Raw genomic sequence first — 12394 nt, 5'->3', positions numbered from 1 at the left:
CATGGATTGTTCTCACCAAATTTTTGAGTAGCGCTGGATTTCGAGGAGAACTGAGAGGCTAAGTGATTGCGATGTGTGCATTAATTCAAATACAATATTATATTTTTTTACACCAAGAGGGAATTTGTAATGCTCAGGTACATTAAATCACTCTGGCTGATGCTGTTTTGTATGGCATTGGTCACGGCGTGTGGCGGCGGCGGAGGAGGCAACTCTACGACACCTGCATCTCCAAATAAGTCGGCGGCCAAGACATTGGCAAGTTTCTCGATTGTTACCCCAAACACGCAAGGGATAATTAATGAAGCTAGCAAACTTATTACAATAAACATTACTGAGTCTGTGGATGTAAAAAAACTGGTAGCAAAATTTTCCACGACAGGTGTATCGGTAAAGATCGGTGAAATAACTCAGGTAAGCGGAACGACTGTTAATGATTTTTCGAGACCGGTGAACTATACAGTGGTAGCAGAAGACGGAAGCACAGAAACCTATAGGGTAGAAGTGATTGTGCTAGTGAAATCTTCAAATAAAGCTATTACTGCATTCTCGTTTCCTGATTATCAGACCAGTGCAGTGATTGATGAAAGTAAAAAGATCATCACCGCAACTCTGCCAGCGAACGCAAATTTAGCATCGCTTAAGGCTCGCTTTGAAACAAATGGAGTCGATGTCAGTGTCAATGGTGTTAAACAAGTCAGTGATGTTTCACCGATTGATTTTTCGGGGCCTGTCAGCTACAAGGTGATGGCAGAAGACGGCACATCACAACTGTACATCGTTCTGATTTCACGCCTAGTCTTATCGTCTGCCAAAGAGATAAGTTCATTTTCCATCCCTTCACTTGGCGTATCTGGCACCATTGATAATGATATGAGCATCATCTCCGTGCTTGTACCTGCAAATACAGATGTGAGCCAGTTAACCCCCAGATTTGTCACGACAGGCGTGGTGGTGAGCGTGAATAATGTTCCTCAGCAAAGTGAAAAAAATGTTCAGAACTTCACTAAAGAGCTTAAGTATGTCGTTACTGCGGAGGATGGCTCAAACCGAACCTACACGGTGTCTGTTTCAGGCCCAAGCAGCATCACATTACAAAGTGATGCCGGCGACTATATCGGAGCCGGAAGAAGTTACGCATATGACAAAAGTAATACCTTACTGAGTATTTCCGCGAATGGAGCATCATTAAGCGTCAAGGTAAATGGTGACGAATACTGGGACGCTAACCTGGTGTTGCCAAATACGTTTACTAAATTTATTGAAGGAACTTACACAGGTTTTGTTCGATACCCGTTTAACTCAGCGAGTGTTGGGGGGTTTACCTGGTATGGTGAGGGACGCGGATGTAATAACTCAACAACGAACGTAGTGATTAAAAATGTTAGATACATCGGAAATGACCTGTCCTATATTGACCTCAAGTTTGACCAGTACTGTGAAAATGGAACATCGTCTCTTCATGGCGCAATTGTTTATAACAAATTTGATTCTACAAAAATAAAAGGCCCTGTTAATCCGATTCCTGACAATCTGTGGAAACCAGCGCAAACCAAAATACCTGCCACTGGAAACTATGTGTATTTGCAGAGTGATGTTGGCGACTATATTGGTGGGGGTAGAGAATATTTGTATCAGGGCGCAACAGACCGGATACAAGTCCTGGACGGATCTTCGATCAGGGTCGTTACTGGTAACTGGTATGGGAATTTTATGAGAATGAATTCATTGCCGCAGTTAACGGTGGGCTACTATCCTGATTTAAGAAGATATCCATTTCATAATCCGGTAAAGGGTGGGTTGGACTGGAGTGGGTATGGACGAGGTTGCAATGAATTGTCAGGTTGGTTTGCTGTAGATAACGTGAAATATGTGAATGGCATACTTAATGAACTGGAGCTTCGATTTGAGCAGCATTGTGAGCGCGGACCTGCAGCACTGAGAGGAAAAATTTATTGGTCGGCACAAAATGCAAGTAGCCCCCAGATTAAGGCCTTAACTATGCGTGAAGAGTTAGAATTGGCTAAAACGCGCGCTATGTTAATTCGGCCTGCAGGTAAAAAGTAGTTTTATTAAGAACGGCCTTGCTGTTTTTTGAATGGGTGTGGCCAGTAATCCGCAGCACCTGGTTCTAAAGCGTTTGGCTGTTGATGCTTGAGTTCAGGTGCATGGTCTGTTCTGTCAAAACGCAAAGCAGGAATACGAGATCTTGCTATGCCAATCTAAGACAAACAGACCAAGCACGCAAAATTCTCCTGTCCAAAAACAAAAAACCGCACTACCCAGTGCGGTTTTTTTTCATACTCACAAATCGCTTTACACCAATAACAGCGCGATCAACAATCAGAATGCAGCGATTCCGGTTTGGGCGCGGCCCAGGATCAGGGCGTGGATGTCGTGGGTACCTTCGTAGGTGTTCACGACTTCCAGATTGACCAGGTGACGTGCGATGCCGAATTCATCGGAGATGCCGTTACCGCCCAGCATATCGCGGGCGACACGGGCGATGTCCAGTGCTTTGCCGCAGGAATTGCGTTTCATGATGGAGGTGATTTCTACAGCGGCTGTGCCTTCGTCTTTCATGCGACCTAAACGCAGGCAGCCTTGCAGTGCCAATGTGATTTCGGTTTGCATGTCGGCCAGCTTTTTCTGTACCAGCTGGTTAGCGGCCAGTGGTTTGCCGAATTGCATACGGTCCATGGTGTATTGGCGCGCCAGGTGCCAGCAGAATTCGGCGGCACCCAGCGCACCCCAGGCGATACCGTAACGGGCAGAGTTCAGGCAGGTGAATGGGCCTTTCAGACCTTCTACGCCTGGCATCAGGTTTTCTTCAGGGACGAACACTTCATCCATGACGATTTCGCCGGTGATCGAAGCACGCAGGCCGACTTTGCCGTGAATAGCCGGTGCGCTCAGGCCTTTCCAGCCTTTTTCCAGAATGAAGCCACGGATGCGGCCGTCTTCGGTTTTAGCCCAGACCACGAACACATCGGCGATCGGGCTGTTGGTGATCCACATTTTAGAACCGCTCAGCGAGTAACCGCCTGGTACAGCTTTAGCGCGGGTCACCATGCTGCCCGGGTCGGACCCGTGATTCGGTTCGGTCAGGCCAAAGCAGCCTATCCATTCGCCGGTGGCGAGTTTAGGCAGGTATTTTTGTTTTTGCGCTTCGCTGCCGAATTCATTAATCGGCACCATCACTAATGAACTCTGTACGCTCATCATAGAACGGTAGCCGGAATCGACACGTTCGACTTCGCGTGCGACCAGTCCGTAGCAGACATAATTCAGGCCAGCGCCGCCGTATTCAACCGGTATCGTGGAGCCCAGCAAACCCAGTTCGCCCATTTCGCGGAAGATCGCGGTATCCGTTTTTTCATTGCGGAATGCTTCCAACACGCGTGGCGCCAGGCGCTCTTCGCAATAAGCACGTGCCGCTTCCTGCACCATGCGCTCTTCTTCGCTCAATTGCGACGACAATAACAACGGGTCTTCCCAGTTAAATACAGCCTTGGCCATCAAAATCTCCTGATCATTTTTATAGAAAACAGCATGCGATCCTTAGGCTACAGATCGCTGCAGATTCACGTTTGCGGTGCAGACGTGAAGCTTTTTTCCTTCAGTCACGCATTCAGTCATGCAATACCACTTGGCTTAGCACCTTGCTGATGCAGACTTTCCGGAAAAGCCCATAGTATAAGCCAAGCGCGCATTTTCCCCGCCTGCAAAGTGGCGATAAGTGACGGATATCTGATGGATTTCAGCCCCAAATACCGGAATTTATTCGGGAACCACAGCGGTGACTTCGATTTCGACTTTGGCGCGGTCTTCGATTAAGGCTGCCACCTGTACCGCAGTCATGGCGGGAAAATGACTGCCGATCAGCTCGCGATACACCACACCGATTTCTTTATAGGCCGCCACATACTCTGCTTTGTCGACCACATACCAGGTCATGCGGACGATGTGTTCAGGGCGGGCTTTGGCCTCTGCCAGCACGGCGACGATGTTGGCCAGGGCCTGCCTGACCTGCCCCGCAAAGTCATCGGTATGGAAGACGCCCTGCCGATCCCAGCCTATCATGCCACTCACAAAAACCAGTCTGCCGCTGGCAGCAATGCCATTGGCATAACCGCGTGGTCTGGCCCAATCCGGTGGTTGCAGTATTTCCATTATGCCTCCTGCCTTGCTTGTTGTTCCGTTGCTGACTGTGCGGCGCTGAATTCTTTGAGCATTTCACGTGCGATGATCAGTTGCTGCACTTCGCTTGCGCCTTCGTAAATGCGCAGCGCGCGGATTTCGCGGTACAGACTTTCTACCTTAACCTGACTGACCACACCCATGCCGCCAAACATCTGCACCGCCATATCGATGACCTGCTGCGCCGATTCAGTCGCGACATACTTTGCCATCGCCGCTTCTTTCGTGACTTTTTTCCCCTGATCACGTTGCCAGGCGGCGCGGTAAATCAACAAGGCGGAACTGTCTATCGCCATCGCCATCTGCGCCAGTTTGGCTTGCGTGAGCTGAAAATCCGCCAGCGTCTGGCCAAACATCTTACGTGTAGTACTGCGTTGCAGGGCCTCCTGCAATGCGCAGCGCGCAAAGCCCAGCGCGGCTGCAGCAACCGAAGTGCGGAATACATCCAGTGTGGCCATCGCGACCTTAAAGCCCTGCGCGGCTTCACCTATACGCTGACTGGCCGGAATGCGGCAATTCTCAAAACGGATGCGTGCCAGTGGATGTGGTGCGATCACATCTATTTGTTCAACCACAGAAAAACCCGGCGTATCGGCATCGACGATAAAGGCACTGATACCACGCGCACCGGGCGCTTCACCGGTTCGGACAAACACGGTGTAAAAGTCAGCGATGCCACCATTCGAGATCCAGGTTTTCTCGCCATTCAGCACATAGTCCGCGCCATCGCGCACGGCGCTGCACTGCATGGCAGCGACATCGGAGCCAGCCTCAGGCTCGGACAAGGCAAAAGCAGCAATCGCAGCGCCACTGACCACGCGTGGCAGATAACGCGCCTGTTGCTCTGCGCTGCCAAACAGGCTGATTGCGCCGGAACCCAGGCCTTGCATGGCAAATGCGAAATCGGCCAGGCCTTCGTGGCGGGCCAGGGTTTCGCGTATCAGGCAAATTGCACGGGTATCGATCACATCCTGCAGCCCGCCCCATTGCTTGCCTCCGACTGCATGCCGCAACCAGCCTGCCTGTCCCAACTGACTGACCAATGCCCGACAACTGGCCCCCACCTGCACCGGGTCATGCGCAGGATGCAGCAGGTGTTGCGCCGCCCAGCTATCCAGCGCTTGCTGCAACTGTGCATGCCTGGTTTCAAAAAAAGGCCATTCCAGATAGGCGCTATCCTGTAACAGCGTCGTCCTGTTGGTTTGACTCATGACTTCAATCCCCTTCGAATTCCGGTTTTTGTTTGGCGACAAAGGCGTGATAAGCGCGATGAAAATCATTGGTCATCATGCAAATCGCCTGCGCCTGCGCTTCCGCTTCTATCGCCTGATCGATACTCATATTCCATTCTTGCTGCAGCATGTTTTTCGTCATGCTATGTGCAAACGAAGGCCCGCTGGCCAGCATTCGCGCATAGCCTTGTGCCTCAATGAGTAAGTCATCTTCCGCTACCAGGCGATTATAAAAGCCCCAGCGCTCGCCTTCTTCCGCCGTCATCACGCGGCCGCTATACAATAAATCTGCGGCTCTTCCCTGACCGATTAAACGAGGCAGGATAGAACAGGCTCCCATATCGCAACCAGCCAGTCCGACGCGGGTGAATAAAAACGCGGTCTTGCTACGGCTGGTAGAGAAACGGATATCGGAACACATCGCGAGTATCGCGCCTGCACCAGCACAGACACCGTCAACCGCAGCGATCACAGGCTGAGGGCAGGCACGGATGGCTTTGACCAGATCGCCAGTCATGCGTGTAAACGCCAGCAAGCCCGGCATGTCTAATTCTGTGAGCGGGCCTATGATTTCATGCACATCGCCGCCGGAACAAAAATTATGTCCGGCACCGGTCAGCACCACCGCTTTCACATCATCGGCATAGGCCAAAGCGCGGAACAAATCGCGCAGTTCAGCATAAGACTCAAAGGTCAGCGGGTTCTTGCGTTCAGGCCGGTTCAGAATGATAGTCGCAACCTGCTCTGCCACTTCAAAGTAGAAATGAGTAGCCTCATAATCGGCCAGCTGGCTGCGGCCTGCGGGTAACTGATGGGGATGGCCGGGTAAATATTTCATGCTTATCCTTCTTTAAATCCAGGCTGCTGCGTTTCAGCTGCAGCAGTTATTAGCCATCTTGTTGTGATCGTATTGCAATCGTATTGTGTTCATGACGATCAGGACGGCAGTTGCTGCTTCAGGCGTGACAGTAAGCTGTACAGCTGACTCTTGTCTGGCGCGGGCAGACCGCCCAGTAACTCAGCGATCCACTCTTCATGCACTGCGGCCATCTTGCTGAATCCCTTACGCCCGGCCGGTGTCAGGCGCACGCTGTAAGCGCGCCTGTCATTGGTATCAATCACCCGCTGCACTAATCCTTCCTGCTCCAGCTGATCGGTAATGCCAGTCACATTACCGCCAGTGACCATCATACGGCGCGACAGTTCGCCCATACGCAGACCATCGGGATAACGCTCCAGCTGTGCCATCAAATCAAAGCGCGGCAAGGTAATGCCAAATTCGGCGCGCAGCCGGCTGCGAATTTCGTTTTCTATGCGGTTACTGCAGGACAGCATACGTAACCACAGACGTAGGGACTGATGATCATCCGCTGTCAGTCGGGTTTCCATATCGGTCACTGCTTGCTGACTCTCACTCATTAATTTCCTTTTACACTGATGCTCACTGATGCTCACTGACCTTCACAGTCAGTCACCATACCACTGTCTCGCACGGACCGTAATGCCCAGTGCAAGTTCACGCATTTTTTTCAGTAACTACATCCATTCACCACCGGCGACGGTGATCGCCTGCCCTGTCATCGCTGAAGCAGCAGGTTCGCACAACCACAGCACGCAGCGCGCGACTTCTTCGGGCTGGATCAGGCGACGCTGCGGATTATGTTGCGCCAGACTGTCGCGCGCCTGCTCTGCGCTGCGGCCAGTTTTTTCTACGATATTGTGTATTGCCTCATCGACGATTGCAGTATCCGTGAAGCCGGGACAAACTGCATTGACCGTGATACCGGAACGTGCGATTTCTAGTGCCACTGCACGGGTATAGCCGATCAGTCCATGCTTGGCTGCGACATAGGCACTGACATAAGGATAAGCCTTCAATCCGGCAGTACTGGCGATGTTGACGATACGCCCCCAGCGCCTTTCCATCATGCCGGGTAAGACTTGCTGGGTACACAGAAAGGCACTGCTCAGATTCACATTAAGCATTTGCTGCCACAAATGCTGATCCGTCGCCAGCACAGGCGCGGAAGCAGCTTGTCCTGCATTATTGATGAGGATATCGACAGCACCCTGCGCTTTAACCGCTGCATCAAAGCCAGCGACCACCGATTCGGCACTGCAAACATCCATCTGCACCGTGTACACGGTTTGTCCAGTCAACGCCGCAATATCCGAGGCGCATTGCTGTAAGCCTGCGTCATTTCTGGCAGCGATAGTCACACGTACACCAGCCTGCGCCAGGGCCAGACTGATGGCGCGACCTATGCCACGGCTACCACCGGTAATCAGCGCGTGTTTGCCAGCCAGACTGCCAGCTGTAGTCAAGTCAACAGACTTCATACGATACGTGCCTCCGGCGCTTCGACCGCGCGCTCACGTTGCAAATTGCGCTCCAACTGGGCTTTTCCGGCCAGATACTGACGCGGCCAGGCGATGTCACGGAATCCCATTTTGGCGGCTTCATGCAAGGTCCAGGCCGGATCTGTGAGGTGTGGACGACCGATTGCACACAAATCCGCACGACCGGCTGCGATGATACTGTTGGCATGATCCGCTTCTGTAATTGCACCAACCGCCATAGTAGCGATACCGGCCTCATTGCGAATGCGGTCTGCAAATGGGGTTTGGTACATGCGGCCAAATACGGGCTTTTCTGCCTTACTGACCTGACCGGAAGAGCAATCGATCAGATCGGCGCCTGCCGCTTTGAACAAGCGGGCAATCTGTACCGCATCATCCGGTGTGATTCCGCCCTGCACCCAGTCATGCGCACTGATACGCACCGACAGTGGTTTAGAAGCGGGCCAGACCGCACGCATGGCAGCGAATACCTCCAGCGGGTAGCGACAGCGATTCTCCAGACTGCCGCCATACTGGTCGCTGCGCTGATTGGTCAGCGGTGAAATAAAACTGGATAAGAAATAACCGTGTGCACAATGTAATTCCAGCCAGTCGAATCCGGCTGCATCGGCACGCCGGGTGGCGGAAACAAAGTCGTTTAAGACCTGCTGTAACTGCGCTGCCGTCGCTGACTTAGCGAGGGCTGATATACCAGGCAGATACTGCTGTTCCGAAGCCGAGATCAAAGGCCATCCACCTTCCGCCAGCGGCTGATCTATGCCTTCCCACGCGACCCGGGTCGCGCCCTTGGCACCGGCATGACCAAGCTGCACACCGATTTTTGCACTGCTCCGGGTATGCACAAATTCGACTACGCGTTGCCAGGCCGGGATATGCGCATCGGCATACAGCCCCGGGCAAGCCGGTGTGATACGCGCATCGGCCGATACGCAAGTCATCTCTGCCATCACCAGTCCGGCACCGCCCATCGCACGGCTGCCCAGATGCACCAGATGATAATCACCGACCACGCCATCCTGTGCCGAATATTGCGCCATAGGCGAAACCACGATGCGGTTAGGCAGTACCAGCTCGCGCAAGCGGAACGGCGTCAACATAGGCGGCACTGGCCGTTCTGTCACTGGCAATGGCAGGCCCGCTGCGGCAAAGGCTTGCTGTGACAGATTCTGTTCAAGTCCGGCGATATAGGCGGGATCACGCAGACGCAGGTTTTCATGCGACAGACGCTGGCTGCGGGTCAGCATGGAATACGCAAATTGTGGTGCTTGCAGTTGCGAATAGCGGCTCACGCTTTCAAACCATTCCATGGAATTGCGCGCCGCACTTTGTATCTTCAGCACTTCCACCGAGCGCTTGCTTTCATACTGAGTCAACACCGAATGCAGATCAGCATTGCCTTGTGCTGCAAAGCTCTGCGCCAGTTCTATCGCATCTTCCAGTGCCAGTTTGGTACCGGAACCGATAGAGAAATGCGCGGTATGTGCGGCGTCGCCCATCAATACCAGCGGTACAGATTTTTGTGCAACCTGCAAATGATGTACCCAGCGCTGACACAAGATGCGTGGAAACTTGATCCAGTTAGCAGAGCCACGCAAATGACGCGCATTCGACATCAGTGCATGTCCATTCAAATAGCGCGCAAACAGCTTTTCACAAAACTGTATCGCCTGCTCCTGGCTCATCTGATCCAGCCCGGCACGCAGCCAGACTTCTTCCGGCGTCTCCACGATAAAGGTCGACGTCTCGCCATCGTATTGATAGGCATGTGCCTGGAACCAGCCGAATTCTGTCTCTTCAAACGCAAAAGTAAAAGCCGGAAAACGCTGCTTAGTACCCAGCCAGACAAAACGGCAGCGCCGGGTATCAATGTCAGGCTGAAAAACTGCCGCATATTTACTGCGCAGGCGGCTGTTCAAACCATCTGCTGCGATGATCAGGTCAGGCTGATACTGCAGTACCAGCGCCTGCTCATCCTCAACGTCTTGATTAAACACCAGTTGCACGCCCAGCTCTTCACAGCGATGCTGCAAAATGTTGAGCAGACGCTGACGGCCTATGCCGCAAAACCCATGACCACCGAAGCTGACCAGCTGTCCTTTGAAATGCACATCTATGTCATCCCAGTGATTAAAGGCTGCCAGTATCTGCGCGGCGGTCTTTGCATCTGCCTGCTCCAGATTACCCAGGGTCTGGTCAGAAAATACCACGCCCCAGCCAAAGGTATCGTAAGGCTGATTGCGCTCCAAGACGGTGATCGTGGCCTCAGGTCTTTGCTTCTTCATCAGCAGTGCGAAATACAAACCGGCAGGGCCGCCACCTATACACAGAATATTCATGTTCTTATCCTTTCACTGAGCTGATGGATGCGCTGCAGGCGGGGGCGTTGTGCTGGCTTCGCGCAAGCGGAAACGCTGTAATTTACCGGTTTCGGTACGAGGCAGGCTGCTGCGGAATTCGATGGCACGCGGATACTTGTAAGGTGCAATCGACTGTTTGACAAAGTCCTGGATCGCCTTGACCATCTGTTCAGAGGCTTCCTGTCCGGCGCGCAGTACGACAAAGGCTTTGACCAGTTGGCCACGCTGTTCGTCAGCAATGCCGATCACCGCGCATTCAGCCACAGCAGGATGCAGCAGAATCGCATCCTCCACTTCGGGGCCAGCGATGTTATATCCGGCCGAGATGATCATATCGTCGGTGCGGGCACGGTAATAAAAATAGCCATCGTTATCCATTTCATAGGCGTCACCGGTCAGGTTCCAGCCCTGATGCACGTAATTAAGCTGACGCTCGTCAGCCAGATAACGGCAACCAGTCGGCCCTTTAACCGCCAGCCGCCCCACCACACCCGGAGGCGCTGGCTGCCCATCAGCGTCCAGTATGCAGGCCTGATAACCGGGCACAGGCTTACCGGTCGCGCCCGGCCTGACCTGATCGCCAGCAGCGGAGATAAAAATATGCAGCATCTCGGTCGCACCGATACCATCTATCATGCGCAATCCTGTCGCTTCCTGCCAGGCCTGACGTGTGGAAATCGGCAGCATTTCACCGGCTGACACGGTTTCGCGCAGACAGCGCAAGTCCATGCCTTTCGCCAGCAGCGCCATCTGACGATAGAAAGTCGGCGCGGTAAAACAGACCGTGGCCTGATAGCGCACTATCGCTTGCAGTAAGGCGTCAGGCGTCATTTTTTCTGACAGCACTGTGGTCGCGCCGTAACGCAAAGGGAATAACAGCAAACCACCCAGCCCAAAAGTAAATGCCAGCGGCGGCGTACCGATAAAAATATCGCTTTCCCTGACTTTTAATATTGAGCGTGGAAAGCAATCACAGATGGCCAGCATATCGCGATGAAAATGCATGGTGGCCTTAGGCGTGCCGGTAGTGCCAGAGGTGAACCCGATCAGACACACATCATCAGCATAGCTGGCGAAACTGGTGAATTCTGCAGGCATCGCTGCCATGCGGCTTTCCAGACTGTTTTCACCGCCACGGTAAAAAATCAGCTGACGTAATTCTGGGTGGGTGGCCTGGGCCTCTTCCATTTCAGCTTTCAGATGAAAATCGCAAATCGCGTGACTGATGCGCGCTTTATCTATCATTACACCCAGCTCTTTAGCGCGTAGCAAGGGCATGGTGGGGACAGCAACCGCGCCAACTTTCAGCACCGCTAAAAAGCTGGCAGCCAGCATCGCATGGTTAGTACCCCGCAATAGCACACGGTTACCCGGAATTACGCCCATATCCTGGGTCAGCACATGCGCAATGCGATTTACCTGTGCCAGTAATTCTGCATACGTCCATTGCAGCTCTGCACTCAGGATAGCGGGCTTATTAGCAAATTGCGCATCGTGCGCCTTGTCTAAAAACGCATCGACACAGTTGAATTGTTCCGGGTATTTCAGTTCAGGCAGCGCAAAACTGCGCTCAGGCCAAAACTCGGCAGGCGGTAAATGCGCATGCGTAAATGTATCCAGATGCGCAGTCTGATGTAATGCCTGATGTGCACTGATATCTGCCATAGCCCCTCCATCATTCAAAGATGTGCTGCATAAAATACACAGCCAAATTACTTTAAACCTAAAATAAATTTAGGTAAAGCGATTTTTTCTTATTGATGAGGCAGTGGAACAACGGGCGATGCAGGATCAGACAGGTGCACTAAGCTTAACCGGTGACGAGAAAGAACAATCAGTGGTTTTTCTTAGCCGGTGTTGTGGCTGGAGTTTTGACTGGCACCGCTGCTTTCGTCGATACAGCTGGTGCAGCCGGTATGGGAGGTGCTGGCAGTGTGCTGTTAGGATCCAGCACCTGAACAAAAATTTCATCTTTTCGTATCATGCCCAACTCAAAACGCGCCCTCTCCTCAACGGAATCGGTACCGGTTTTGAGATCCATGACTTCGGATTCCAGCTTGCTGTTACGTTCTTTCAATTTGTCATTGCGTCCCTGTGCCTGGGTCAGCTGACGTTCCAGCTCCCATACACGCAACCACCCCCCCTTACCCAACCAGAGCGGGTACTGTATGACGGCCAGTAACAACAGGAAAACGACTGCGATCAGACGCACAGCAACTCACTAACAATGAACAGAAGAAAAAA

General features: G+C 52.6%; 10 protein-coding genes. 1 reads left to right on the top strand and 9 read right to left on the bottom strand.

The features are described 5' to 3' along the window. The first annotated feature begins 171 nt into the window (after nucleotides 1-171). Nucleotides 172-2067, top strand: coding sequence for a DUF5018 domain-containing protein (locus tag H8K43_RS00660; protein ID WP_186902075.1), 1896 nt, complete (start codon nucleotides 172-174; stop codon nucleotides 2065-2067). 276 nt (nucleotides 2068-2343) lie between these two features. Here the strand turns inward: H8K43_RS00660 and H8K43_RS00655 are convergent, their stop codons facing one another. The 9 genes from H8K43_RS00655 to ftsB all read right to left on the bottom strand — a co-directional run bounded on the left by H8K43_RS00655 (nucleotide 2344) and on the right by ftsB (nucleotide 12362). Then, a complete protein-coding gene (locus H8K43_RS00655) occupies nucleotides 2344-3519 on the bottom strand; it encodes an acyl-CoA dehydrogenase (RefSeq protein WP_222610917.1) in 1176 nt (391 codons plus the stop codon). 261 nt (nucleotides 3520-3780) lie between these two features. Then, a complete protein-coding gene (locus tag H8K43_RS00650) occupies nucleotides 3781-4173 on the bottom strand; it encodes a RidA family protein (RefSeq protein WP_186902073.1) in 393 nt (130 codons plus the stop codon). Next, the gene (locus tag H8K43_RS00645) at nucleotides 4173-5411 is read right to left on the bottom strand and encodes an acyl-CoA dehydrogenase family protein (protein ID WP_186902072.1); all 1239 of its coding nucleotides are present in this window, start codon (nucleotides 5409-5411) and stop codon (nucleotides 4173-4175) included. The genes H8K43_RS00650 and H8K43_RS00645 overlap by 1 nt, the downstream gene beginning before the upstream one ends. A gap of 4 nt (nucleotides 5412-5415) precedes the next feature. After that, on the bottom strand, nucleotides 5416-6270 hold the full coding sequence (locus H8K43_RS00640) for an enoyl-CoA hydratase family protein (RefSeq protein ID WP_186902071.1): 855 nt from the start codon (nucleotides 6268-6270) through the stop codon (nucleotides 5416-5418). A 98-nt stretch (nucleotides 6271-6368) separates the two neighbouring features. After that, a complete protein-coding gene (locus H8K43_RS00635) occupies nucleotides 6369-6851 on the bottom strand; it encodes a MarR family winged helix-turn-helix transcriptional regulator (RefSeq protein WP_186902070.1) in 483 nt (160 codons plus the stop codon). Nucleotides 6852-6968: 117 nt separating this feature from the next. Next, a complete protein-coding gene (locus H8K43_RS00630) occupies nucleotides 6969-7772 on the bottom strand; it encodes an SDR family NAD(P)-dependent oxidoreductase (protein WP_186902069.1) in 804 nt (267 codons plus the stop codon). Beyond that, on the bottom strand, nucleotides 7769-10129 hold the full coding sequence (locus tag H8K43_RS00625) for a bifunctional salicylyl-CoA 5-hydroxylase/oxidoreductase (RefSeq protein ID WP_186902068.1): 2361 nt from the start codon (nucleotides 10127-10129) through the stop codon (nucleotides 7769-7771). The genes H8K43_RS00630 and H8K43_RS00625 overlap by 4 nt, the downstream gene beginning before the upstream one ends. A 12-nt stretch (nucleotides 10130-10141) precedes the next feature. After that, nucleotides 10142-11815 (bottom strand): AMP-binding protein, encoded by a 1674-nt coding sequence (locus tag H8K43_RS00620; protein ID WP_186902067.1) that lies wholly within the window; start codon nucleotides 11813-11815, stop codon nucleotides 10142-10144. A 169-nt stretch (nucleotides 11816-11984) separates the two neighbouring features. Then, on the bottom strand, nucleotides 11985-12362 hold the full coding sequence (ftsB, locus tag H8K43_RS00615) for a cell division protein FtsB (RefSeq protein ID WP_186902066.1): 378 nt from the start codon (nucleotides 12360-12362) through the stop codon (nucleotides 11985-11987). Nucleotides 12363-12394: the final 32 nt, after the last annotated feature.

This window comes from Cognatundibacterium curvum (genome assembly GCF_014284235.1).
Lineage (GTDB): Bacteria > Pseudomonadota > Gammaproteobacteria > Burkholderiales > Burkholderiaceae_D > Undibacterium > Undibacterium curvum.
The sequence above is the reverse complement of the archived record's forward strand: the minus strand, read 5'-3'. Positions and strand labels throughout refer to the sequence as shown.